Source organism: Nocardioides sp., from assembly GCA_037045645.1.
Lineage (GTDB): Bacteria > Actinomycetota > Actinomycetes > Propionibacteriales > Nocardioidaceae > Nocardioides.
In genome coordinates, this window is sequence record JBAOIH010000001.1 from 749,613 (window position 1) to 774,208 (window position 24,596).

The 24,596-nt window shown below is 66.9% G+C and carries 24 protein-coding genes and 3 tRNA genes; 11 read left to right on the forward strand and 16 right to left on the reverse strand.

Going from position 1 to position 24,596, the window contains the following annotated elements:
- Positions 1-13: 13 nt before the first annotated feature.
- The 4 genes from V9G04_03630 to V9G04_03645 all read right to left on the reverse strand — a co-directional run bounded on the left by V9G04_03630 (position 14) and on the right by V9G04_03645 (position 4,146).
- Positions 14-1,801: a biotin carboxylase N-terminal domain-containing protein gene (locus V9G04_03630; GenBank protein ID MEI2712395.1), complete on the reverse strand. Its 1,788-nt coding sequence runs from the start codon at positions 1,799-1,801 to the stop codon at positions 14-16.
- A 55-nt stretch (positions 1,802-1,856) separates the two neighbouring features.
- Positions 1,857-2,642, reverse strand: coding sequence for a lysophospholipid acyltransferase family protein (locus V9G04_03635; protein MEI2712396.1), 786 nt, complete (start codon positions 2,640-2,642; stop codon positions 1,857-1,859).
- Positions 2,643-2,894: 252 nt separating this feature from the next.
- Positions 2,895-3,392 (reverse strand): thioesterase family protein, encoded by a 498-nt coding sequence (locus tag V9G04_03640; protein MEI2712397.1) that lies wholly within the window; start codon positions 3,390-3,392, stop codon positions 2,895-2,897.
- A 19-nt stretch (positions 3,393-3,411) separates the two neighbouring features.
- Complete coding sequence (locus V9G04_03645) at positions 3,412-4,146, reverse strand: SGNH/GDSL hydrolase family protein (protein MEI2712398.1); 735 nt, start codon at positions 4,144-4,146, stop codon at positions 3,412-3,414.
- A gap of 811 nt (positions 4,147-4,957) precedes the next feature.
- Here V9G04_03645 and V9G04_03650 point away from each other — a divergent pair.
- Positions 4,958-5,152, forward strand: coding sequence for a hypothetical protein (locus V9G04_03650; GenBank protein ID MEI2712399.1), 195 nt, complete (start codon positions 4,958-4,960; stop codon positions 5,150-5,152).
- Positions 5,153-5,375: 223 nt separating this feature from the next.
- Here the strand turns inward: V9G04_03650 and V9G04_03655 are convergent, their stop codons facing one another.
- From V9G04_03655 to orn, 6 genes are all read right to left on the reverse strand, one after another.
- Positions 5,376-6,311 (reverse strand): hypothetical protein, encoded by a 936-nt coding sequence (locus V9G04_03655; GenBank protein ID MEI2712400.1) that lies wholly within the window; start codon positions 6,309-6,311, stop codon positions 5,376-5,378.
- Between the two features lie 217 nt (positions 6,312-6,528).
- Positions 6,529-6,900 carry a hypothetical protein gene (locus V9G04_03660; protein ID MEI2712401.1) on the reverse strand — a complete coding sequence of 124 codons (372 nt, stop codon included), beginning with the start codon at positions 6,898-6,900 and terminating at the stop codon, positions 6,529-6,531.
- 290 nt (positions 6,901-7,190) lie between these two features.
- Positions 7,191-7,487, reverse strand: a complete 297-nt coding sequence (locus tag V9G04_03665) for a hypothetical protein (GenBank protein MEI2712402.1) — start codon at positions 7,485-7,487, stop codon at positions 7,191-7,193.
- 579 nt (positions 7,488-8,066) lie between these two features.
- Positions 8,067-8,139, reverse strand: a tRNA-Lys gene (locus V9G04_03670).
- A 98-nt stretch (positions 8,140-8,237) separates the two neighbouring features.
- Positions 8,238-8,313, reverse strand: a tRNA-His gene (locus tag V9G04_03675).
- A 43-nt stretch (positions 8,314-8,356) separates the two neighbouring features.
- Positions 8,357-8,995 carry an oligoribonuclease gene (orn, locus tag V9G04_03680; GenBank protein ID MEI2712403.1) on the reverse strand — a complete coding sequence of 213 codons (639 nt, stop codon included), beginning with the start codon at positions 8,993-8,995 and terminating at the stop codon, positions 8,357-8,359.
- A gap of 76 nt (positions 8,996-9,071) precedes the next feature.
- Here orn and V9G04_03685 point away from each other — a divergent pair, with 76 nt between their 5' ends.
- The 3 genes from V9G04_03685 to V9G04_03695 are packed head-to-tail and all read left to right on the forward strand — an operon-like array spanning position 9,072 to position 11,391.
- Positions 9,072-9,602 (forward strand): DoxX family protein, encoded by a 531-nt coding sequence (locus V9G04_03685; protein MEI2712404.1) that lies wholly within the window; start codon positions 9,072-9,074, stop codon positions 9,600-9,602.
- Positions 9,583-10,326: a thioredoxin domain-containing protein gene (locus tag V9G04_03690; protein MEI2712405.1), complete on the forward strand. Its 744-nt coding sequence runs from the start codon at positions 9,583-9,585 to the stop codon at positions 10,324-10,326. The genes V9G04_03685 and V9G04_03690 overlap by 20 nt, the downstream gene beginning before the upstream one ends.
- Positions 10,327-10,371: 45 nt before the next feature.
- Entirely contained in the window at positions 10,372-11,391 is a 1,020-nt protein-coding gene (locus V9G04_03695; protein ID MEI2712406.1) for an adenosine deaminase, read from the forward strand.
- A 137-nt stretch (positions 11,392-11,528) separates the two neighbouring features.
- On the opposite strand, the gene V9G04_03700 is transcribed toward V9G04_03695, so the two are convergent.
- Positions 11,529-11,602: transfer RNA gene (locus tag V9G04_03700), tRNA-Arg, on the reverse strand.
- Positions 11,603-11,672: 70 nt separating this feature from the next.
- Between V9G04_03700 and V9G04_03705 the strand changes: the two genes are divergently transcribed.
- The gene (locus tag V9G04_03705; protein ID MEI2712407.1) at positions 11,673-12,095 is read left to right on the forward strand and encodes a hypothetical protein; all 423 of its coding nucleotides are present in this window, start codon (positions 11,673-11,675) and stop codon (positions 12,093-12,095) included.
- Here the strand turns inward: V9G04_03705 and V9G04_03710 are convergent.
- The gene (locus V9G04_03710; GenBank protein ID MEI2712408.1) at positions 12,088-13,206 is read right to left on the reverse strand and encodes a methyltransferase domain-containing protein; all 1,119 of its coding nucleotides are present in this window, start codon (positions 13,204-13,206) and stop codon (positions 12,088-12,090) included. The two genes, V9G04_03705 and V9G04_03710, sit on opposite strands and share 8 nt — an antisense overlap.
- Positions 13,207-13,305: 99 nt before the next feature.
- Positions 13,306-14,661 (reverse strand): aminopeptidase P family protein, encoded by a 1,356-nt coding sequence (locus V9G04_03715; GenBank protein MEI2712409.1) that lies wholly within the window; start codon positions 14,659-14,661, stop codon positions 13,306-13,308.
- Between the two features lie 48 nt (positions 14,662-14,709).
- Here V9G04_03715 and V9G04_03720 point away from each other — a divergent pair, with 48 nt between their 5' ends.
- From V9G04_03720 to ettA, 5 genes are all read left to right on the forward strand, one after another.
- Complete coding sequence (locus tag V9G04_03720) at positions 14,710-15,837, forward strand: PrsW family intramembrane metalloprotease (protein ID MEI2712410.1); 1,128 nt, start codon at positions 14,710-14,712, stop codon at positions 15,835-15,837.
- The gene (locus V9G04_03725) at positions 15,834-17,594 is read left to right on the forward strand and encodes a dynamin family protein (protein ID MEI2712411.1); all 1,761 of its coding nucleotides are present in this window, start codon (positions 15,834-15,836) and stop codon (positions 17,592-17,594) included. Before V9G04_03720 ends, V9G04_03725 begins: the two co-directional genes overlap by 4 nt.
- Positions 17,595-17,641: 47 nt before the next feature.
- A complete protein-coding gene (locus tag V9G04_03730; protein MEI2712412.1) occupies positions 17,642-19,300 on the forward strand; it encodes a GTPase in 1,659 nt (552 codons plus the stop codon).
- Between the two features lie 141 nt (positions 19,301-19,441).
- A complete protein-coding gene (gene ssb, locus V9G04_03735) occupies positions 19,442-19,909 on the forward strand; it encodes a single-stranded DNA-binding protein (protein ID MEI2712413.1) in 468 nt (155 codons plus the stop codon).
- A gap of 55 nt (positions 19,910-19,964) precedes the next feature.
- Entirely contained in the window at positions 19,965-21,647 is a 1,683-nt protein-coding gene (ettA, locus tag V9G04_03740) for an energy-dependent translational throttle protein EttA (protein MEI2712414.1), read from the forward strand.
- Between the two features lies 1 nt (position 21,648).
- Here ettA and V9G04_03745 read toward each other — a convergent pair whose 3' ends face one another.
- The 3 genes from V9G04_03745 to V9G04_03755 form a co-directional block, all read right to left on the reverse strand.
- Positions 21,649-22,146, reverse strand: coding sequence for a MarR family transcriptional regulator (locus V9G04_03745; GenBank protein ID MEI2712415.1), 498 nt, complete (start codon positions 22,144-22,146; stop codon positions 21,649-21,651).
- A gap of 246 nt (positions 22,147-22,392) precedes the next feature.
- Positions 22,393-23,610, reverse strand: a complete 1,218-nt coding sequence (locus V9G04_03750; protein MEI2712416.1) for an acetyl-CoA C-acetyltransferase — start codon at positions 23,608-23,610, stop codon at positions 22,393-22,395.
- Positions 23,611-23,653: 43 nt separating this feature from the next.
- The gene (locus tag V9G04_03755; GenBank protein MEI2712417.1) at positions 23,654-24,256 is read right to left on the reverse strand and encodes a TetR family transcriptional regulator; all 603 of its coding nucleotides are present in this window, start codon (positions 24,254-24,256) and stop codon (positions 23,654-23,656) included.
- Between the two features lie 118 nt (positions 24,257-24,374).
- Between V9G04_03755 and V9G04_03760 the strand changes: the two genes are divergently transcribed.
- Positions 24,375-24,560 (forward strand): hypothetical protein, encoded by a 186-nt coding sequence (locus tag V9G04_03760; GenBank protein MEI2712418.1) that lies wholly within the window; start codon positions 24,375-24,377, stop codon positions 24,558-24,560.
- Positions 24,561-24,596: the final 36 nt, after the last annotated feature.

Here is a 24,596-nt window from a genome sequence, read left to right on the forward strand (position 1 = left end):
GTCAGCGAGACGATCAGTCCTTGATCTCGCAGATCACCGCACCGTTGGTCACCGTGGCGCCGACCTCGGCCGCGAGCCCGGTGACCGTGCCCGCCTTGTGGGCCTTCAACGGCTGCTCCATCTTCATCGCCTCGATCACCACGACGGTGTCGCCCTCGGCCACGGTGTCGCCCTCGGCCACGGGCACCTTCACCACAGTGCCTTGCATCGGAGAGGTGACGGAGTCGCCCGACGCCGCCGCGCCGGCCTTCTTGCCAGCCGTACGCTTCGGCTTCTTGGCGCCGCCACCGGACGCGCCACCACCAATGGAGGCCAGTCCACCAGGCAGCACGACCTCGAGTCGGCGACCGCCGACCTCCACGGTCACCTTCTGACGCTCCTCGGCCTCGGGTGCCTCGGCAGCCGCTCCGGAGAAAGCCTCGATCTGGTTGTCGAAGTCGGTCTCGATCCACAACGTGTAGACGCCGAACGAGCCGGTCTGATCGTCGCCCTCACCCACGAACGCCGGGTCGCTGACGACGGCGCGGTGGAAGGGAATGACCGTCGGCATGCCATCGACGACGAACTCGTCGAGCGCGCGCCGCGAACGTTCCAGCGCCTGGGTGCGGTCGCGGCCGGTCACGATCAGCTTGGCGATCAGCGAGTCGAAGGCACCGGGGATGGTCTCGCCGGCCACATAGCCGCCGTCGACGCGTACGCCCGGGCCGCTCGGCGGCTCCCAGACCGAGAGCGTGCCGGGCGCGGGCATGAAGCCGCGGCCCGCGTCCTCGGCGTTGATCCGGAACTCGAACGAGTGCCCCTGCACGACCGGGTCGTCGTACCCCAGTTCCTCACCTGCGGCGATGCGGAACATCTCGCGGACGAGGTCGATGCCGGTGACCTCCTCGGAGACCGGGTGCTCCACCTGGAGGCGGGTGTTGATCTCGAGGAACGAGATCAGGCCGGACGGCGCCACCAGGAACTCGCAGGTGCCGGCACCGACATAGCCGGCCTCCTTGAGGATCGCCTTCGATGAGGCGTACAGCCGCTCCATCTGCTCGTCGGTCAGGTAGGGCGCGGGCGCCTCTTCGACCAACTTCTGGTGGCGGCGCTGCAATGAGCAGTCGCGGGTCGAGACGACGACGACGTTGCCGTGCTGGTCGGCCAGACACTGGGTCTCGACGTGGCGGGGGTGATCGAGGTACTGCTCGACGAAGCACTCACCACGACCGAACGCCGTGACCGCCTCGCGTACGGCCGATTCGTACAAGTCGCGGATCTCGCCCATCTCGCGCGCGACCTTGAGACCGCGACCGCCGCCACCGAAGGCGGCCTTGATGGCGATCGGGAGCCCGTGGGACTCGGCGAACGCCACGACCTCGTCGGCGTCCTTGACCGGGTCGGCGGTGCCCTCGACCTGGGGCGCGCCGACCTTCTGCGCGATGTGACGCGCCTGCACCTTGTCGCCGAGCTTCTCGATCGCCGACGGCGGAGGTCCGATCCAGATCAGCCCGGCGTCGATGACGGCCTGGGCGAAGATGGCGTTCTCACTGAGGAAGCCATAGCCGGGGTGCACCGAGTCGGCGCCCGACTTCGCCGCGATCGCGAGGATCTTGTCGATGTCGAGGTAGGAGTCGCCGGGGGTCGAGCCTTCGAGTGAGTACGCCTCGTCAGCCAGGCGTACGAACACTGCGTCTCGGTCGGGTTCGGCATACACGGCCACGCTGCCGATGCCGGCGTCTTTGCACGCGCGAATCACGCGTACGGCGATCTCGCCGCGGTTGGCGATGAGGACCTTCTTCAAAGGCTTGATCTCGGGCACCTAAGTCCACTCCTGCGGTCGTGCTGACTGGCCTCGCTCAGCCTATCGCCGTGACTCAGGCAGAGTGCGACCGGTCCGAAACGAGAGGGTGCGGCTCGGCTACGCCCGCCTCGCGCACCGGCGAGTCCTCGCCGCGCAACTGCTCCAACGCGGTGGTCAGTCGAGCCATCATCAGATCCGTCGCGGCGCGAATCGAGGCCTCGTCGTCGACATCGCGTACGAGTGGCGCGACGCCGATCGGCTCGCCCACCAGCACCTGCACCTCGGGCGTCAGCACAAACGCCTTGAGCAGCCGCCACCCATTGCCTTTGCGGTCGAGCAACCGATGGGCTCCCATGATCGCCACGGGCACGATCGGGGCACCCGTCATCGCCGCGAGTCGTACGGCACCGGTCTTGCCGCGCTCGGGCCAGAACGCCGGATCCCGGGTGATCCGACCTTCGGGGAAGATGCCGACCGCCTCTCCGGCCTGCAGAGCCGCCGCGGCGAGAGTCAGCGACTCAGCGGCCGTCGCACTGCCTCGCTGGACCGGGATGAAGCCGAGCCTGCGCAGCAGCGGGCCGACAATCGGGGCGGCGAAGACGCCGGCGGTGCCGAGCAGGCGCAGACTCCGTCCGAGCCGTCGGCACGCGAGCGCGAGAAGGATGCCGTCGGCGAAGGAGGTGTGGTTGGCCACCACGATCACCTTGCCCTCGGGCAACGCGGCAACTGCACCCGAGCGACCACGCTGATGCGTGACGTGGAGCCGGCTGAAGGTGGTGACGACAGCACTGAGGAGGGAGGCGAGGAATGCGTACAGGATCTTGCCGCGAAGGCCGGGGGAGCGCCAGGTAGAGGTCATGCCTGCGATCGTGCCCAACCGCATGCCGGTGAAGTCACCGCTCGGCTACTCACCTGACCTTCCGCTTGGCCGACACCTTGACCTTCAGGGTCGTCACGCCAGGTTTCGCCAACGTGATGCGTACGCTGATCCGCTTCCCGCGCATCAACCCAGATTTCGTTGGACTGCCGCCAGGTCACGATTGCGCGACCGGTGGGCAGAGTCGCCACCGCGGGAGAGTTCGCTGCGGAGGCAGTTGACGTCGCGCGCTGGTCAGCGCAGGGTCAGGCAGCCCTTGACCTCGGTCGCCCACGGCAGCTCGTCTTGTTCGGCGATCCGGGCATCCAGGTTCGCCGCGACCTCGGTCGGCCAGGCAGCCGTACGACGATCCGACAGGTCGATGTGCAGGAAGATCTCCTCCATCACATAACTGACCCGTTCGTGGGTGTGGTCGAGGATCCAGACCACCGCGTGGCCGGCCCGCTCGGAGCGACCGAGCAGGCGTACGCGGGTGGACATCACGTCGCCGGTGCGCAGTTCGTGGAAGTAGGTGCAGTGGTGCTCGGCGGAGAAGCAGGCGTGGCCCTCGGTGATCGGCCAGTTCATCGGGATGCCGAGGTCGACCAGTGACTCGTCGAGACCCTCGCTGGCGATGCCCAGATAGTGGCGCACATTGAGGTGGCCGTTGATGTCCTCGAAAGGCATCGGCACCGGCTGCTCGGTGAAGGCAGGAAGTTGCAGGAGTTGCTCGTACGTCGGCTGTGCGCTCACGGACAGGACCCTATCCGGATCACGGCGTACGTGGTGGGTTCGGGGCTGCTACCGCGACATGAGGCAGGTCGAGGCGGTCGACCATGTAGCGATAGAGAAACGTTCCGATCATGCGGTGGGCCGCAGTGTTCAGGTGCAGTCCGTCGCCGCAGTCGTAGCGGCTGTTGAGCATGGAGGTGCGCGGGTCGATCAGGAGTCGGGCGAGATCGTTGACCGGCAGCTTCTCGCGCATCCAGGCATTGAGTTCGAGACGCTGTTCCTCACACGGCCAGTGCCCGTACTTCTCTCCATGCGGAGCGATGGTGTTGAAGAGGATGGGGATCTCGGCGCGGGCGGCCTTCGCCTTCAACTGACGAAGCCCCGAGCGCATCTGCGCGTTGGTGGCGTGGCACAGATCGTTGCGACCGATGCCCACGACGATCATCTGCGGACGGCGCTGGATCAGTTCCTTGTCGAAGATGTCGACCAAGCGCTTCTTGTAGCCACAGCCGTACGTGATCAGGCACAGACCGCCGTGACTGACGTTGCGGACATGGCAGTCGATGTCGCAGTAGTCCGCCATCACCTCGGGGTAGGTGAAGCCTGGATCGGCGCCGGTGCCGAGGCTGATCGAGTCGCCGACCACAAGCGCCAGCGGCATGGCTTCACTGGTGGCGTACGCGGGGGTCGCCGGAGCGAAGGCCAGGGCGAAAGTCAGGGGGAGGAGTGCGGCAAGGCTGGTGAGCGCGCGCGCAAGCAGACCGGATCTCGGCATGGGGTTAACTCTGCCTCGCGCCCGCCGCGTTGAAAACTCGCCCGAAGGGGTAGCACGACGGACTGCCCCGGTCAGCGGGGACGCTCGTCCGTCACTGGAAGATCGCTGCCACGGGGTGACTGTGATCTTCCCCGTTGACCGTGGTGGTCCGTCGGGCCTGGTCGACGAGGCCGATGCGGTGGCGGCTGTCGCGCGCGCCGAGGCGCTCGCATTGGACGCCCATCGCGCAGGCGCGTGCGGCTCGAGCGAGTGGTCGTGCTCGTATCGCGAGCGCGAGCGTCACCGCGTGTGGTGTGCGTGCTGGGGCGGGGACGCGTCTTGCGACTGCGGTCTCGGCGAGGGGGGCTGGTCGGTGAGCGGGTTGCCCACAGGACAGCGGTGGGCGGCTCCCGGCTGGCACCTGATGGTCGTGGGGAAGGGGCGGCATGTTCGGCATGTGCCGGTGCGGATATCGCTCTGGCGTTGGCAGCGGTTGGGGTCGCACTCCAAGCGGTGTCGGTCTGGCAGAACCGGAAGCGCAAGTCGAAGGGCAAGCACCGGCGAGAGTGAACAAGGGAGCCGCGGGCAAAAAAAGTGCCCCCGGCTCCTCGCTCCCTAACATTACAACCGGCCCCTCTTCGAGAAAGTCGACCCGAAAGGATCTGAACACCTATGCGAACACACCTCGCTCACCCGGCCACAACCGCCTCTATCGGCGCCGGGCTCCTGCTCGCGGTAGCCACGCTCGTGGCGGGTTGGTCCGGGCTGCTGGCGCTGTTGTGGGCCGTATGGCTTGGCCTCTGCGCGATCGCTCTGACGCAGGGGCGAGGTCGTGCCTGACGTGGTCGCGGCGCGCGAGGAGGCCGGTCAGCGACTCGCTGCAGCGAACGCGGCACGAGCCGAAGCGCTCGACGACATTGGCGTCTTGCTCCGCCAAGGTCACAACGAGGTGCCAATCACGACGATGTCCAAGGCCGCCGGGATCAGTCGCGTGACGGCGTACAAGCTTCTCGAGGAGATCTCCTAGAAAAGTTTGCGGTCGCCATCGCCGGCAGCGAAGTGGTCGTCCGCGGCCATGCGGTCGCGCAGCCGGGGGTCGGTGGGTGGGTCGCGCTGGAGGCGGTCGCGGAGCTGCTGCGCCATGCGGGCGTAGTGCTGGCATCAGTCGTCGACCACCGCGTCGGCGATCCGGGAGGCGGCGTCGTCGACGTCGGCGGCGAGCCCCTCGAGGGTCATCAGCTGGTCCCGGCTCAGGCGACCGTGACGGTGCCGCCGGTGGCAGCGGTGGCGTTCACAGTCACGGTGGCGCGCTCGGTGAGCGTGATGGTCTTCGGGCTGGTGCCCGTAACCTTCGCGCCCGCCACACCCTCGATGCCGTTGACGGCTGCGGCGATCACCGCGTTGGTGGCGTTGTAGGCGATCGGCTCGGTCGCCTCACCGTCCACGCTCAGGGTGTAGGTGCCACCCGTCGCTGTCACGGTCAGCGTCCACACGTCGTCACCGTCAGCCGGGTCCGTGTCGGTGCCACCAACCGGCACATAGACGACCCGGATCGCGCGTACGAACTCCAGCTCGGGCTCGTCGTTCTCGTTGAGGACGATCATGTCGTTCTCGACGGTCGCTGGGTCCAAGACCACCGAGGCGCCGGCGAACGCGTGCACGATCGACCGCGACTTCAGGTGGTCGGAGTCGTAGTCCCACAGCTGGGTGAGCGCGAGACCGTGCCCGGCCGCGACACCGCCGCCGGCGACGCCCTGCGGCGGGACCGCGGGGGCGACGTTGGCGATGGCAAGGCAGGACTCGTGCACGAAGTACGACTCGTCCTCCTCCAGCGCGTCGAGCTCGACGACGAGGAAGCCGGACAGCTTCGTGACGACGCCGTCGCGCAGCGCCTCGGGCACACCGGAGGTGTCGACGTCGAGAAGTTTGTCGTGATCGCGGATCGCCTCGGCCACCGCAGACCCGACCAGCCAGTAGCGGCCCGTCAGCGGGACATGTGCATCCTGGAAGATCTTCCGGGCACGCGACGCAACCTTGCGGGGATCAGACTTCTTCGCGGCAGCTGCGGTGGCGGTGCCGGCGTTGGGGTCGTGCTTGTCCAGCTTGATTTGGATCTTGGTCTGGACGAGGCGGTCGTAGGTGATCGCGTTGTTGTTGCGCCATCCCTTGTCGCGGGCGCGCAACACGGGGGGGCTTGACGTTGATGACGTCGCCCTCCGCGCCCTTGAAGTCGGCGATGGTGTACTTGGTGGTGAACAGCCCGGGGGCCTTCACCGTGCGGCGGAGAAGGGCCAGCGCGTTCTGCGCGAACTTGGTGCCCTTCTGGAAGACGTTCGCCATGGTGGCTACTCCTTCTGTTGAGTGGATAACCGCAGCCACCACTTGGCGGGTGGGCGGCGTGGATCAGCGTCCGAGGACCGCCTTGGCGACCTCGTCGGGCGACAGTTCGTCGCTGGTCGACACCTGGGTGCCGGTGTTGCCCTGCCCGTCTGCGGGTGGGGCGATGGCGGGCTTGAGCCCGGCCGCGATCAACTCGTCGGCGTGGGCTTCGAAGTCCTCCTTGGAGGATCCGCGCAGCAGGGACGCGGTCAGGCCCTTGGCTTTGGCGACCTCGTCACGCACTCGCAGTTGCTCGGCCTGGGCGTCGTGCTCGTCGACCTTGGCCTTGAACCCATCGCGCTCCTTGGCCGTGGCCGCGAGCTGGTCTTGCAGCTTTTGGACCTCGGTCTTGGAGGCGGCGTCGAGCTCGTCGAACCGCTTCGCCTTGTCCTGCAACGCGGTGAGCTGGTCGGCTGCGTGATGGCGGCCTTGAGCTTGGCGATCTGGTACTTCTGCGCCGCGAGCGTCTTCACCAGGGGGTGAGTGTCAGCCAGCGTGATCGGGTTGCTGTTGTTGCTGGTTCCCGGCGTTTCGTCGGGCATGAGTGCTCCCATTTCGGGTGAGTGAGGTCGCCAACGCGGTTCGCGTGGCGCTACCCAGCCCGGTGGAAGACAGGCTGGAGAGACGGTGGAAATGACAAACACCCCGCCTTGACGGGGTGTTCGACAGGGGAGGCTGGGACCTTCTCAGGCCTTGGTGACGATCAGCGGGCCGGTGTATCCGAGGTACTCGGGTTCTGGTTCCGCGACGGGGGCGAGGCCGTCGAACGGCAAAGGTGAGCCCGGGGGAAAGACAGTGACTATCTCTGCGTGACCATCGGCGTGAACCACGAGCACGGTGTCGTCGATAGGTTCCGGCTCACGGCGGAACGTGAACAACTGGCCGTTCGTCAGGATCTGCGTGGGGTCTGCAGTTACCCGGCATTCCGGGGCGTGCTCGTCTAGGTACGCCTGCGCGGCTTCTGCTGCGCGCGTCCAGTCCATGTGACTGCCTCCAATACGCCTTCGTTGAATTCTAGGTCATCGACGCGCGTGACGTGCACGCTTGTGCCTCTCAGGTCGAGGCGTCCCCTGACCCGTTTGGTCAGTCGCACCTGGCTCAGGAAGTCGGTGAGCGTTGGTTTGCTGTCCAGGATCTGAGCCTCAATGACTAGGACACCATCCTCGGTGCGTGCGATGTTGAAGATGTGCCCGGGGGCGTCCTGGCGGTAGAAGTCCACCCACCCGCGAGACCCGACAGGCCATGACTTCACCACCGCCTCAACATCGTCCTCAGCGCCGGTGACCATCTACAAATGCACGGCGACGGGCAGGGCTTGGCCGCCGTCGTCGCTAGACGCGCTCGAGGCTTGATGGCCGAGCAAGGCCGGACTCAGCTCGACTTGGTCGAGATCCTGGCCATCTCGAACTCAGGTATCTCGAAGCGACTTCGAGGCCAAATGTCATTCGTTTTGGACGAGTTGCCACGACTGGCTGGGGCTCTCGAGACGTCGATCGAGTATCTGCTCGGGCTTACAAATGAGCGAAGCCCCCGCCCGGTCTCCCGGTGGGGGCTTGGATCTGTACGCCATCAGGGACTCGAACCCCGAACCCGCTGATTAAGAGTCAGCTGCTCTGCCAATTGAGCTAATGGCGCTTGCTCGTGCCGGTCTTTCGACCGACGACCAACCTTAGCAGCGGCTTCCCGGAGCCTGGAAATCGTGGTCGACTCCCAGGTCCCGGGGCTGCCAGGTCTGGGGTGAGTAACGGGACTTGAACCCGCGACATCCGCGACCACAACGCGGCGCTCTACCAGCTGAGCTATACCCACCATGGCTCGCCCGGCCTACAGGACCGGACGTGCGGCAAGGAGTCTAGGACAGCGGTGCCGATTCAGTGGAATCGCCAGCGCCGGTGAGGCTTCCGCCATGACGGGCGGCGGCCTCGCGTACGGCATCCGAGGTCGGGCCCGGAGGCGGGGCGAAGACGGTTTCGCGGTAGTAGCGCAGTTCCTCGATGGATTCCTGGATGTCGGCCAGGGCGCGGTGGTTGCCCTGTTTGGCAGGCGCCGCGTAGTAGGCACGCGGGTACCAGCGTCGGGACAGTTCCTTGATCGACGACACGTCCACGATCCGGTAGTGCAGGAATGATTCCAGGTCAGGCATGTCGCGCGAAATAAACGCGCGATCCGTGGCCACGGTGTTGCCGGCCAGCGGCGGCCTCGACGCCGGCCCGCATTCCTTGCGTACGTAGGCCAGCACCTGCTCCTCAGCCTCGGCGAGCGTCAAGCCGTCCTCAAGTCGGTCGAGCAGGCCCGAGGTGGTGTGCATGTTGCGGACGAAATCGCCCATCTGGTCCAGCGCCTCGGCCGGCGGCTTGATGATCAGGTCGACGCCCTCGCCGAGCACGTTCAACTCGAAGTCCGTGACGAGCGCCGCCACCTCCACCAACGCGTCATTGACGAGGTCGAGCCCCGTCATCTCGCAGTCGATCCACACCAAGCGATCCGTCACGGTCCAGCACTTTATCCGGGCCCAGACGCGGGCAGGCTCTCAGCCCGCGTTCAGCGACAACGCTTAGGCTCTTGCCATGACCTCACCGACGCGCGCGTGGATGCCGTGGTTCGGGCTGCTCGCCCGCTTGGTGACCGGCGTCGTGTGGTTGCTGGCAGGAGCCCTGAAGGTCACCGACCCGGCCGGGTCCGTGCGAGCCGTACGCGCGTACGACCTCCTGCCCGAAGCCATCGTCCCCACGGTGGGTCACCTGCTGCCGATGGCCGAGATCCTGCTGGGCGTGACGTTGATCCTGGGGCTGCTGACGCGCGCCTCCGGGGTCCTCTCGTCGCTGCTCTTCATCGCCTTCATCTTCGGCATCTCCTGGGCCTGGGCCAAGGGCCTGCAGATCGACTGCGGCTGCTTCGGCGGCGGTGGTTTCGATGCCGACGCGACCGACAAGTACCCATGGGACATCGCCCGGGACGTCGGGCTGTTGGCGCTCTCGGCCTGGCTGATCTGGCGACCCGCCACCAAGTTCTCGCTCGACGGAGTCCTGTTCCGGTCGAGCACCCCGCCGGAAACGTACGAACAAGAAAGTGAAGTGCATGTCTCGCAAAGCCGCTGACCAGTCCAGGGCCGCCCGCACGGCGGCGCTCCTGGAGGAGCAGAAGCGCAAAGAGCGCACCCGCAACGCTGTCGTGATCACCGCCATCGTCGGCGTCCTGGTCGCGATCTTGGGAGTGGGATTCCTGATCTCCCGAGGCGGCGACGATTCCGGCAAGGCTGCCGAGAAGAACCCCAAGGGGATGACGGACGGGTACGGCATCGTGATCGGCCAGGCGGACGCTCCCGACACGGTCACCATCTATGAGGACCCGCAGTGCCCGATCTGCGCGGCCTTCGAGGCGCAGTCGCGCGACATGCTGGAGCAGGGCCTGGCCGACGGCAAGATCAAGGTCGACTACCGGATCGTGTCCTTCCTCGACTCGCAGTCGGGCAACGAATACTCGTCCCGCGCGGCCAACGCGCTCGTCGCGGCGTACGAGGTCGGCGGCGAGGATGTCTTCAAGAAGTTCCACGACTACCTCTATGCCAACCAGCCTTCCGAGGGCGGCGACGGGCACGAGGACGCAGAACTGATCAAGCAGGCGGTCGCAGCAGGCGCCGACAAGGCCAAGATCACGCCTGAGATCGAGGACAAGGTCTACGGGCAATACCTGGTCAATGCCACTGACCAGATGTCGAAGGACGGGGTCACCGGCACTCCCACGGTGTTCATCAACGGCAAGAAGGTCGACGGCAATCCCCAGGAAGCGCTGGACGCCATCAGCAAGCTGGTCTCCGAATAGTCGCTGGAATTCTCGTCGAGGGTCGCTCGGTCCTAGGTTGACCGGGTGACCCTCGACGCATTCATCGCCGGCCTGCCCAAGGCCGAACTTCACGTCCACCACGTCGGCTCGGCCTCACCGCGCATCGTGGCGGAACTGGCCGAACGCCATCCCGGGACCGTGCCGAGCGATCCGGAGGCACTGCGCAGGTTCTTCGAGTTCCGAGACTTCGCGCACTTCATCGAGGTCTATCTGTCGGTCGTCGGTCTGATCAAGACCGCCGAGGACGTACGCCTGTTGACCTACGAAGTAGCGCGCGAGATGGCCACCGAACAACAGATCCGGTACGCCGAGCTGACCTGCACGCCGTACACCTCGGTGGCCGTGGGCATCCCGATCGAGGCGTACACCGAGGCGATCGAGGACGCCCGCGTCGCGGCGGAACGCGACTTCGGACTGGTGCTGCGTTGGATCTATGACATTCCGGGAGAGTCGGGGGTGCCGTCCGCCGACGACACGTTGCGATTCGCCTTGGACCACCGCGTCGATGCGCTGGTGGGATTCGGGCTCGGCGGTCCCGAGATCGGGGTGCCTCGTCCGCAATTCCAACCGCACTTCGACGCCGCGCGCGCGGCCGGGCTGCACGCCGTACCCCACGCGGGGGAGACGACCGGCCCCGAGACCGTGTGGCACGCAATCGATCTCCTCGGCGCCGAACGGATCGGGCACGGCACATCATCCGCGCAGGACCCCGCCCTGCTGGCGGCGCTGAGCGAGCGAGGCATCGCCTTGGAGGTCTGTCCGTCCTCCAACGTCGCGACCCGTGCCGTCGAGTCGTTGGAGGCGCACCCGCTGCGTACGTTCGTCGAGGCCGGGGTGCCCGTCACGATCAACTCCGACGACCCGCCGATGTTCGGCACCACGCTCAACAAGGAGTACGCCATCGCGGCCGACCTGCTCGGCCTGGACTCCTCGGGGGTCGCAGACCTCGCCCGCGCCGCGGTACGCGCGTCGTTCGCACCCGACGACGTACGCGACCGGATCCTGGGCGAGATCGACGCGTACGCCGCCGCGACTCACCTTTGAGTCCGCAGAAGACTCAAAGCGCAGCGGCGCGCCTGCGTGATCTCGCCATCGCGGGGCCGTAGACAAGGCTCCAGTCCCCGCGAAGTATGAGTTTGCGGGGACTCATGCACTTCTCAAGGCAGGGGATTTCTGCTTTGCGCCCCCGGCAGGATTCGAACCTGCGACCTAGGGATTAGAAGGCCCTTGCTCTATCCAGCTGAGCTACGGGGGCTGACGCAGCACCATTGTGACCGACACGCCGACCTGGTTAGGCAGCCAGGGCCAAGGGTAGGACGACCAACATGGAGTCCGGCCCCATTCCGTACCGCCTCGAACACGGTCCGTTGCGCGTGATCACGCTGCATGTCCGCCCGCCGCACGTTCGTGAGTCCAGCGCCACCGTCGGTGTCGACGGGATGCAGCACCCGATCCCGTGGGACATCGGCTCCCTGCGCCTGGAAGTGCCGGCCGATCGGCCGGTGTCACTCTCGATCGTCGGCACTGGCAGGTATGCCGGGGCTGCGACGTACGTCCTGGAGCCGGATGGCCCAGACGAGTTGGAGTATCTCGGCCCCGCCCACCCCAGCCAAGCGGGACTTATCGGAGTCCCGGGCACCATGACCCGTCAGGGCAAGGGCCTGCAGGCCGGCCTTCTCGTGGCCCTCGCCATCGCCTGCCTGGTCTTCCTGGGCATCATGATCCTCTTCGCCTCCTGGCTCATCTGAGCCCGTTGCGCTGCAATAGCACCAGCACCTCGAAGTGCTCGGTGTTGGGGAACATGTCGAAGATCTGACCCCGCACCGGCATCAGAGTGGGCATCAACTCGAGATCTCGCGCAAGGGATTCGGCGTTGCAGGAGGAATAGAGCACGTACGGCACCTCGCTCGAACTCAGACGCCGTGCGAGGTCGGTGCCGATGCCGCGGCGGGGTGGGTTAACCACCACCAGTTCCGGTGTCTCGGACAGCAACTGGGACGCGGCGTCGCCGACCTCGAAGCGTGCCTCCAGCCCTGCCTCGGCGGCAGACAGCCGAGCCGACTCGACCGCCTCGGCACTGACCTCGACTCCCAGCACTCGGCGCCGGCGAGAGGCAAGGTGCAGGCCGAAGCCGCCTACGCCGCAATAGAGGTCGAGCACCGACTCCACAGGCAGGTCCGCGGTCCACGCGACGGCTGAGCGGTAGAGCGCAGCGGCGATCTCGGTGTTGGTCTGGAAGAACGACTGCGGTCGCAGGAGCAGGGTCAGGTCGTTGATCCGCATCGGAAGTTCGGCAGCTTCCGTCAACACGATCTCGCGCGCACCCTCCAACACGGCCTTGTGCTCGGGCTGGATGTTCAGCGACACGACGCGTACGGCGGGCAGCGCAGCCAGCAACGCACGAAGGTGCTTGCGGATCCGTGTCTCGGCTTCGGTGGAGCGCAGGACGAAGCGCACCATCAACTCTGAGTCCGGCGAGATCGTGACGAGCAGGTGCTTGAGTTCGCCCGTGCGAGCGGTGACGTCGTACGGCTGCAGGGACGCGCCGGTGATGAACCCCGCGAGTTCGGGCAGGGCGGCGGTCAGCGCCGGTGCGTGCAGGGCACACCAACGCAGATCTGTCCCGGTGCCATCGGGACCGAGGATGCCGAGGGTCGGCTCGGCGGTCCCGCCCGCGACCACGAGCTTGGCCTTGTTGCGAAAGCCCTCCTGGGGCGAAGAGACCGGTGCCAGCCAGTCGGCCACGGCGGGCAGCAACTCGCGGGCACGGTCGGACTTCGCGGCGAGTTGGCTGGCGTACGGGATCGGCAACAGCGTGCAGGACCGGCACAGCCCCGCGTCGTAGTAGTCGCACTGCATGGCACCAGTGTGAGGGTTTCGAGACGGTCGCTTCGCGCCCTCCTCAACCCAAGGGTTTCGAGACGGTCGCTTCGCGCCCTCCTCAACCATCCGGTGGGATCACCCGCGCAGGCGCGCCATCCACTCCTCGACGTCGGCCGACGTCCGGGGGAGCGCAGCCGACAGGTTGTGCGACCCGGAGGAGGTCACCACGATGTCGTCCTCGATCCGGATCCCGATGCCACGCAGTTCCTCCGGCACCAGCAGGTCGTCGATCTGGAAGTACAAGCCGGGCTCGACCGTCAGCACCATGCCCTCGACCAGGTCTCCCTTGGGATAGATGTCCGGCGAGGCGCTCGCGCAGTCGTGTACGTCCATGCCGAGCATGTGCGAGGTGCCGTGCAGCGTCCAGCGGGCATACACCTTCGACTCCGGGTCGAGCGCCTCCTCGACGCTGACCGGCAGCAGGCCGAGATCGCCCAGGCCGTGCGCCAACACCGCCATCGCCGCGTTGTGCGGATCGAGGAAGGCGGCGCCGGGGCGTACGGCCTCGATGCCGGCCTGCTGCGCCTGCAACACCAGGTCGTACAGGTCGCGTTGCAACGGCGTGAACGTGCCGTCCACCGGGAGCGTCCGAGTGACGTCGGCGGTGTAGAGATTCCGGCCCTCCACACCCATGTCGAGCAGCACCAACTCGCCCGGCACGATCGGCCCGTCGTTCTCGATCCAGTGCAACGTGGTGGCGTGGGCGCCGCCACCGACGATCGAGTCATAGCCCAGGTCGTTGCCCATGGCGCGCGCTCGTCGGAAGAAAGTGCCCTCGATCCAGCGTTCCCCGAACTCGAGCACCCGGTCCCACTCGCGTACGGAATCCTCGAAGCCCAGCGTGGTGATGTCGCAGGCTTCCTGGAGTTGGTCGATCTCCCATTCGTCCTTGACCAGTCGGAGTTCGGCGGCCACGCGCGCCAGGTCGTCGTCTGTCGTGATGTCACGAGTCTTGCGGTCGTCGTCGAAGGAGGGGAGGTCGCGTACGTGCTTGACCTCGATCCCGAGCGAATCGCTGATCTCGCGTGCGGACGGGCGGCGTCCGGCCCACAGTTCGCCGTACTGCCGGTCGCGGAAGAACTCGTCGGAGTCGCGCTCGGAGCGGGGGCGTGCATAGAGCGTGGCGTCGCCGTCGTCGAGGACGAGTACGGCGTCGGAGGTCTGGTTGCCGGTGAAGTAGGTGTGCGCGGTGTCGGGCCGGAAGCGGTAGTCGGTGTCGTTGGCGCGGACCTTGTAACCACCGGCCGGCAGCACCAGGCGCTCACCGGGGAACGCCTCGCTCAGCCGTTGCCGACGCGCAGCAGCGTACGGCGCGACGGGGTGTTCGGGCAGGTCGAGCTCGCGTTCGCCCCACCCCTGCTGCATGAAGCGGGAGTACGCTTCGGGTACGGCGGGGTCGTGGGACTCGGTGTGCAGGTCGTCGTCGCTCACCCCCTCACCGTAGCGGGCTGTCAGTGCTGCTCCGTTAGGCTCACGCCCATGCAAACTCGCCCTCGGGACAACGTCGCCTTCACCGTTGTCGTGACGGTCCTCGCGGCCCTGGGCGCACTGGCGATGATCGCCGTCATCCTGCTCAGCGGAGCCCCGTCCAGCATGATGATCGCTGCCGCTGCGGCGGCGATTCCGGTGGGTCCGCTGGTGGCCGTTTTCATGTGGCTGGACCGTTATGAGCCCGAGCCGAAACTGCTGTTGGCCAGCGGCCTGGCGTGGGGCGGCTTCGTGGCCACGGCCGGCACTCTTCTGATCCAAGGCGTCGGCGGCCTGGTCGTGCCGATGTCGGCCGAGTTCAGCCTCGCAATCGGTGCCCCGGTCGTGGAAGAGGCCGCCAAGGGGGTGTTCTTGCTGTTGCTGTTGTGGTGGCGCCGCCACGAGATCGACGGGATCCTCGACGGCATCGTCTATGCCGGCATGGTCGGCATCGGGTTCGCGTTCGTCGAGAACATCCTCTATCTGGGCGCCGCGTACAACGGCACCGACGCGACGGGTCCTGGCGGCGTACCGGCCCTGACGGCGCTGTTCATCGTGCGCTGCATCTTCAGCCCGTTCGCACACCCACTGTTCACCGCGTTCATCGGCATCGGCATCGGCATCGCCGTCGGCAGCAAGTCCATGCCCGTACGCATCTTCGCGCCGATCGTCGGGTACCTGTGCGCCGTCCTCGCGCACGGCTTGTGGAACGGCTCGACCATCTTCGGCGGCGACAAGTTCTTGCTCGTCTATGGCGTGTTGGGCCTGCCCGCACTCCTCGGGGTCGCGGGCCTGGGGATCTACGCCCGCAGCAACGAGAAGAAGCTGCTGCTCGCCTCGCTCGGCGATGCGGCCAACCGCGGTCTGTTGCCCGCTGCCGACGTTTTGTGGTTGGCAGATCTGCGCGGCCGACGACACGCGCGCCACCAGGCCAAGCAGCTCGGCGGTGAGCAGGGGCTTCAAGCGATGCGCGACTACCAGCGTGCCGCCGTCGAGTTGGGCTTCCTGCACAACCGTTTCATGCGGGGGGTCGCTCCCGCGGACTATCAGGACCGCGGGGCGCACTACGTCACCGAGATTCGAGCGATCCGACCCTTCCTGTCCTTCGGATCCCAGCACACCGGAGCGCCTACGCGATGACCGAGAACCCACGCGCCATCGTGGCGCCGGAAACGTCCATGATCACCAGTCTGGTGAAGTTGCGAAGCGCGTTGCAGGAGACCGCTCTTCCGCTCGAGTTGCCGGGCATCGAAGGCGTACGCACCCAGCGCGCCGCGATGGTCGACCAGCTCGAGGACTACGTCATCCCACGACTGATGACCATCGAGGCCCCGCTGCTCACCGTCGTCGGCGGCTCCACCGGTGCCGGGAAGTCGACCCTGGTCAACTCGGTCGTGGGGGAGAAGGTCACCGAGCCGGGTGTGCTGCGACCGACGACGCGTTCTCCTGTGCTGGTACACCACCCCGAGGACGCCGAGTGGTTCGGCCAGGATCGCCTGTTGCCCGATCTGGAGCGAGTCACGCGGCAGACCAACGACCCGGCAGCCTTGCAGTTGGTCGCCACCGACAAGGTGCCGCGTGGCCTGGCCATCCTCGACGCCCCCGACATCGACAGCGTCGAGGAAGCCAACCGCACGTTGGCCGGTCAATTGCTCGCCGCCGCCGACCTGTGGCTCTTCGTGACCTCGGCCGCGCGGTACGCCGACCAGGTGCCCTGGGAGTTCCTCAAAGCCGCGGCCGATCGCTCTGCCGCGGTCGCGATCGTGCTGGACCGTACTCCCGTCGAGGCGATCGAGACGGTGAGCACCCACCTCGCGCGGATGCTGGCCGCACGCGGGCTCAAGGATTCACCCCTGTTCACGGTTGCCGAGAAGCCGTTGGGTGCAGACGGACTACTCGACCCCGCCGAGGTATCCGACATCCGTGGGTGGTTGGACTCGTTGGCCGCCGACGCCGAGGCGCGCTCGGCGGTCGTACGCCAGACCCTCGACGGTGCGGTACGCACTCTCGCCCGGCAGACCCATGACATCGCCGATGCTGCGGCGGCCCAGGCCGACGCGGTGACGCGGCTGCGCGAGGACGCGGACAAGGCGTACGCCGAGGGCATCAAGGGCATCGAGAAGGCGTCGGCCGACGGCACGCTGCTGCGCGGTGAGGTGTTGGCCAGGTGGCAGGAGTTCGTGGGCACCGGGGAGTTGCTGCGTTCGCTGGAGACGCGCGTGGGGTGGTTGCGCGACCGCATCGTCAACACGATCAAGGGCAAGCCGCAGCAGGCCGAACGCGTCGTCGTGGCCGTCGAATCCGGCCTGGAGAGCCTGATCCTGGAGCAGGCCGAGGCCTCGGCCGAGCGCGCGGAGGCGTCCTGGCAGACGCTGGCTCCGGGCCAGGTGCTGCTGGCGGAGGCCGGAGAGGATCTCGGCCGTGCTTCCCGCGACTTCCGCCGCCGCGTCGAACGCGAGGTGCGTGAGTGGCAGCAGGGCGTGCTCGACATGGTGCGTACGGAAGGTGCCGACAAGCGGTCGACCGCCAGGTTCTTGGCGTTCGGTGTCAACGGCCTCTCCGTCGCGCTGATGGTGGTCGTGTTCGCCCACACCGGCGGGATGCTCGGCGGCGCCGAGGCAGGCATCGCGGGCGGCGGTGCCGTGGTGGGGCAGAAGTTGCTGGAGGCCGTCTTCGGCGATCAGGCCGTACGCTCCCTGGCCGAACGCGCCCGCAAGGACCTCAACGTACGCGTGGATCAACTGCTCGCGGGCGAGCGCGCGCGCTATCTCGACCTGCTCGACAGCCTCGGAGTCTCCAGCGACGCCTCGGAGACGCTGCGCCAAGCGGCACGCAAGGTCGACGACGTGCGCTTCTCGACCCAGACTCCCGCGCAGGTCGCTGCGGACAGCCTTTAGTCTGTGCGCGTATCCACCAGCTCCGCGACAACACCAGAGGTTGATCGATGACGTCCCTGATCGAGGGTGCCAAACGGCTCCTGTCGCGTGGTTCAGATGTCGGTGCCCGCGTGGCCGGACTCGAGGAGGCCGTCGAGGCCGGTCGTGGCCGTCTGCCGGACACAGAACTGGATCGCGCCGCGGGTGTCGTGGCGCGCGCCGACCGACGTCTCAAGCTCTCGGCCGATCACACCGTCGTCGCGCTCGCGGGCGCCACGGGTTCGGGCAAATCCTCGACCTTCAACGCGATCACCGGGCTGGACGTCTCGGCGGTGGGCGTACGCCGTCCCACCACCTCGTGGACGACGGCGTGCGTGTGGGGCGAAGAGGGTGCCTCAGAGCTGCTCGACTGGCTCGAGATCGCACCGCGACACCGAGTCGTACGCAATGCCACTCTCGAGGTGGGCCGCGAGGACCTGTCGATGCAGGGTGTCGTGCTGCTTGATCTCCCGGACCACGACTCCACCGAGGTCTCGCACCATCTCGAAGTCGACCGGCTGGTCCAGTTGGCAGACCTGTTGGTGTGGGTGCTGGATCCGCAGAAGTACGCCGACGCGGCCATCCATGACCGCTATCTCGCGCCGCTGAAGACGCACAAGGACGTCATGATGGTGGTGCTCAACCAGATCGACACGGTGCCGCCCGAGAGGCGCGAGGCCATGATCGGCGACGTCCAACGGTTGCTCGCCGCAGACGGACTGTACGACGTGCCGGTGCGCGGCATCTCAGCCAAGCAGGGCATCGGCGTCGACGAGTTGCGACGCGAGATCTCCGAACGCGCGGCGGCCAAGAAGGCAGCTCGCTCGCGCGTCGAGGCGGACGTGGCGGCCGCGGCCCATGCCTTGGCCGAGATCTCCGGCAACGCCGAGCCGGGCAAGCTCGGCAAGGAGCGTGTGGCCGGGCTCAACGACGCCCTCGCGGATGCGGCCGGAGTGCCGACCGTGGTTGCGGCGGTCGAGAAGTCGACTCGGATGCGCGCAGGTCGAGCCACCGGGTGGCCCGTGGTCGCGTGGGTGACCAAGCTCAAGCCGGACCCGCTCAAGCGGCTGCACCTGGATCTCGGCGCGGCCGGCAAGATCCTGACCGGCACGTCGCGGACGTCTATCCCGGAGGCGACCGCGGTGCAGCGTGCCCGCGTCGACTCGGAGGTCCGCGAACTGGCCGACGAGGTGTCTGGCGAACTCACCCGCCCCTGGCAGAGCGCGATCAGACGGGCTTCGGTGTCGCATCTAGATGACGTAGGTGACCGGCTGGACTCGTCCCTGGCGTCCACGGATCTGGGTGTCGAGAAGTTGCCGGTGTGGGCGGGAGTGGTACGCGCCCTGCAATGGGCGCTGATCCTCACCGCGATCGCGGGGACGGTGTGGCTGGGTGCCATCTTCGGGCTCGCTTTCTTGAGCCCGAATCGCGACATCCCCGTGCCGGAGTGGCAAGGCTTCCCCGTGCCGACACTGATGCTGCTCGGGGGAGTGGTGGCAGGACTGCTGCTGGCACTGGTGTGTCGCTTCCTGGTCGCCGCGACCGCGAAATCGCGCGCACGTGCCGCGGACAAACGACTGCGCACCGGCATCTCGACAGTGACCGACGAGCTGGTGATTGCGCCCATCCAGGCCGAGCTCGACGCCTACACCAAGACTCGCGACGGACTCCGTACGGCCGTCAAATAAGCCACTTCTTCTCCACAGGCGGGCTGATCGTACGCGCTATCCACAGGCGCGCGCCCTGCTCAGCCCCGTTGTCGGTGGGCCAATCGATCGTGGTGCCAGGCCGGTCGCACGGATCGGCACCACACCTGGAAGGCAACGACCATGAATGAAACCATCATCACGCTCGCCGGTTGGATCGCTTCGGACCCGCGGCTCCACGACACCACTGGGGGACCGGTGTTGAACTTCCGCCTCGGGGCCACTCCCCGGCGCTACAACAAGCGGACGAACGAGTGGTACGACGGGGAGACCCAATGGCACCGCGTCAACGTCTGGCGTGGACTCGCGGAGAACGCACACCGCTCCCTGCGCCGAGGCGACGCCGTGATCGTCCACGGGCGGCTCAACGCCAATACCTTCACGACCAAGGAAGGCGAGGAGGTCACCGTGTTCGAGATCGAGGCGTCGCACGTCGGCCACGACCTCAACCGCGGCACCAGTGACTTCCGTCGTCCGCGGCCGTTGCCCGCATCGGCGGATCAGCAGCGCGAGGAAGGCGACGATCAGTCGGAGGAGCGCCCCGCGCCGGAGTGGCAGACCGCCGCGGTTGCCGAGGAGTCAGCCGCCTGAGAGCCGGGCCACGGCGGTTCGTCGCTAGTGCGCCCGCCTGGATAGGGTCGCGGGCATGGCGGAATATGTCTTCACCCTGCGCAATGTGCGTAAGGCCCACGGTGAGAAAGTCGTCCTCGACAACGTGACCCTGTCGTTCCTGCACGGCGCGAAGATCGGCGTCGTCGGGCCTAACGGCACCGGCAAGTCCTCGTTGCTCAAGATCATGGCGGGACTCGACCACGCCAACAACGGTGACGCGATCCTCGACCCCGAGGCAACCGTGGGGATGCTGCAGCAGGAACCGCCGCTCAGTGAGGGCAAGACGGTCCTGGAGAACATCGAAGAGGCAGTCGCTGACCTCAAGGGCAAGATGAAGCGCCTCGAGGAGGCGTACGCCGAGATGGGCGAACCGGACGCCGATTACGACGCCCTGATGAAGGAGACCGGCGACCTGCAGACCGAGCTCGACCATGCCGACGCCTGGGACATCGACAGCCGTCTGGAGCAGGCGATGGACGCACTGCGTTGCCCCCCGTCGGACGTGTTGGTCGACAACCTCTCGGGTGGTGAACGTCGCCGCGTGGCGCTGTGCAAACTCCTGCTCCAGCAGCCGTCGCTGTTGCTGCTCGACGAGCCGACCAACCACCTCGACGCCGAGTCGGTGCAATGGCTCGAAGGCCACCTGGCGGCGTACCCCGGCGCAGTCTTGGCCGTCACCCACGACCGCTACTTCCTCGACAACGTCGCGCAATGGATCCTGGAATTGGACCGCGGCAAGACCCACCCCTACGAAGGCAACTACTCCACCTACCTGGAGACCAAGAAGGACCGCCTGAAGATCGAGGGTCAGAAGGACGCCAAGCGCGCCAAGATGCTCGAGAAGGAACTCGACTGGGTGCGCTCGAACCCCAAGGCCCGCCAAGCCAAGAGCAAGGCGCGCCTGCAACGCTATGAGGAGATGGCAGCCGAGGCCGACCGCTTCCGCAAGATCGACACCTCCGAGATCAACATCCCGGCCGGTCCGCGGCTCGGAGACGTCGTGCTGGAGGCCAGGGGTCTGACCAAGGGCTTCGAAGGCCGCACGCTGATGCACGACTTGTCGTTCACGCTGCCGCGCGCCGGCATCGTCGGTGTGATCGGCCCCAACGGCGTCGGCAAGACGACCCTGTTCCGGATGATCACCGACCAGGAGCAGCCTGACGCCGGGGAGCTCAGTGTCGGGCAAACCGTGAAGATCTCCTACGTCGACCAGAGCCGCGGCGGCATCGACCCCAACAAGAACGTCTGGGAGGTCGTCTCCGACGGCCTGGACTTCATCAAGGTCGCCAACTTCGAGATGAACTCACGCGCATACGTCGCCTCGTTCGGATTCAAGGGCCCCGACCAGCAGAAGAAGGCCGGGGTGCTCTCCGGTGGTGAGCGCAACCGCCTCAACCTTGCGCTGACCTTGAAGATGGGCGGAAACCTGCTGCTGCTCGACGAGCCCACCAACGACTTGGACGTGGAGACGCTGTCGTCCCTCGAGGACGCTCTCTTGGACTTCCCGGGCTGTGCGGTGGTTACCTCCCACGACCGGTGGTTCCTCGACCGCGTCGCGACCCACATCCTTGCCTGGGAGGGCGACGAGCAGGATCCGGCCCGATGGTTCTGGTTCGAAGGCAACTACGCGGCCTACGAGGAGAACAAGATCGAACGTCTCGGCGTCGAGGCCGCCCGGCCGCACCGGGTGACACACCGCAAACTGACGCGAGACTGAGTCAGCCGGACGTCGCGCCCGGACGGATCTCGATCTCGGGGTGGCTGGAGACCAAGCCGTCCGACACGGCGTCCATCACACGCCCCATGGCAGCCAGATCGTCCGGGGTCACGCGGTCGATCAGGTTGTCGCGCACACCTCCCACGTGCACGTGTGCGGCTTCGTCGAGCAGTGTGCGCCCTGCGGGTGTCATCGCCGCCACGACTCCCCGGCCGTCCTCGGCTGACACGCGCCGGGTGAGCAGACCCTGGCGCTCCATCCGCGCCACTGTGTGCGTCACCCGGCTGCGGCTGTGGCACAAGGCGTCCGCAAGCTGAGCCATCCTCATCTCGGCGCCCTCGCGCTCGGAGAGCCGCACCAGGATCTCGTACTCGGTCAACGAGATGTTGAACGCCGAGCGCAGATCGGCATCAAGGCGGTCCATGAGCAGGGTGGTGCCCATGACCAGCGCGCGCCAACTGTGCTGCTGGCCCGCGTCTAACCACCGAGTCTCGGGCATGGGTGCGATTGTAGGGATTCGCGGCCGAGATGCCGCGCGGAATCGCGGGTTGAGCGCACTGTGGTCCGCTCAACCCCCGACGATCCGGGTGCTGAGCGGACCAATCGGGTGCTGAGTGACCGTGTCGGCCCATCCCGCTGGTCCTTGGGTTGCCGAATCGGGGGTTGAGCGCACTGTGGTCCGCTCAACCCCCGACGATCCGGGTGCTGAGCGGACCAACCGGGTGCTGAGCTCTGGCGCCTCGCGTCAGCCCAGCCGCTCGATGATCATCGCCATGCCTTGGCCGCCGCCCACGCACATCGTGATCAGGCCGGTGGACTTGTCGTGCCAGTCCAGCGAGTTGAGCAGCGTGTTCTGCAGGCGCGCGCCGGTCATGCCGAAGGGGTGCCCGATAGCGATGGCGCCTCCGTTCACGTTGAGCCGGTCCAAGTCGATGCCCAACTCCTGATAGGACGGCACTACCTGAGCCGCGAACGCCTCGTTGATCTCGACCAGGTCGATGTCACCGATCGTCATGCCGGCGATCTTGAGTGCGCGCTGGGTGGCCTCGACCGGGCCGAGGCCCATGATCTCCGGCGCCAGACCGGACACTCCGGTCGACACGATCCGGGCCAGCGGCTTGAGGCCGAGCTCGGCAGCCTTGGTGTCCGACATCAACACCACGGCAGCGGCGCCGTCGTTGAGCGGGCAGCAGTTGCCCGCGGTGACGACACCGTCGGGGCGGAAGACCGGCTGGAGTTGCGAGATGGCTTCGTACGTCACGCCCGCACGCGGGCCGTCGTCCGCGGAGACGACCGTGCCGTCGGCCAGCGTGACCGGGGTGATCTCGCGTGCCCAGAAACCGTCGTTGATCGCCTTCTCGGCAAGGTTCTGCGAGCGTACGGCGAACTCGTCGAGCTCGCGGCGATCCAAGCCGCGCAACCGTGCGACGTTCTCGGCCGTCTGGCCCATCGCGATGTAGATGTCGGGGAGAAGTCCGTCCTCGCGCGGGTCGTGCCAGTCCTGGCCCCCCTTGGCGTACTCCTCGGTGCGCTTCGCGGCATCGGCGAAGAGCGGGTTCTTCGTGTCGGGGATGTGGTCGGAGGTGCCCTTGGCGAACCGAGACACCATCTCCACGCCGGCTGAGATCACGACGTCGGCCTCACCGGACTTGATCGCGTGGAATCCCATCCGTGTCGACTGCACCGACGAGGCGCAGTAGCGGGTGACGGTCGTACCGGCGACCTGGTCCATCCCGTTGAGGACGTTGACGATCCGGCCCATGTTGTTGCCACTCTCGCCCCCCGGTAGGCCACAGCCCAGCACGAGGTCGTCGACGGTGTTGGGGTCCAGGGACGGGATCTTGTCCAACGCGGTCTTGACGATGAAAGCGGTGAGATCGTCGGGGCGGAAGTCCTTCAGGGATCCCTTGTTGGCACGGCCGATCGGCGTACGAGCGGCGGAGACGATCACTGCTTCGGGCATGGAAGAACTCCTGCGATGAGAAAGTGGATGACTTGAGCGCAGCCTAACGATCGGAAACGCCGCTGAGCATCGGTGTGAGCAACCACTCAAGAGAGGCCCGCAAGAAGGCGGGGCGTTCATCCGCTGGACGACCCAGGGCATGGGTCAGGATGCCGTCGGCGGCGGCCATCACGGTCTCGGCCTCGGCCAGCGAGCGGGGTGCGCCGGAGCGGTCGGGCACCGCGGACAAGATCGCGACGAGGTGCGCACGCGAAGCGGCGAAGACCTCGGCGAGTTCGGGATCGCGGGCTGACTCCAACGTGAGTTCGACCCGACAGCGCTGAAGCTCGGACTGGGCAAGCCAGCTTTGGAACAGGCCGGTGGTGAGTTCGGCCGCCCTCTCGCGCGCGGAGGGATCTGCGAGCAGCGCGGTGTGGGCCGCAATGTCCTCGGCCAGGCTCGCCACCACGAAGCGAGCGAGTTCCAACTGCAGTGCGTGTCTGGTACGCAGGTACGCCGAGGTGCTGCCTTCGGCTATGCCTGCGGCCCGGTCGACGGCCCGATGGGTCAGGCCGCGCAGGCCGTGGTCGGAAACCACCTGCGTGGCGGCGGTCAGGATGGCTCGACGCCGAGGGGTCAGTGCGTCGAGAAAGTCGGTGTCGGGCACGTGTCGGCCTCCGGAGTTGGGTGTGACTGGAGACACTCTGCCACGATTTGAGTTGCTGTTTCTACAGGTGTAGTTTCTACATACGTAGAGATACTACAAAAGTAGAAAGGATCGCGAGATGACCTTCGAACTGCTCACCAACGCCACCTGGTTCTTCGCACTCTTCTTCACTGTCGCGGCCGTGACGGCTGCCATGCTGGTCGGCGTCGCCGGACGTACGGTCGTCGTCAACCACCGCGCGCGGATCGCACGCCACGAGTCGGTGCGCACCTACTACGGACACCGGTTCGCGCTCAGCCACTGATCCACGCACCGCAGCGGCGCCCGGTCTGACAGCATC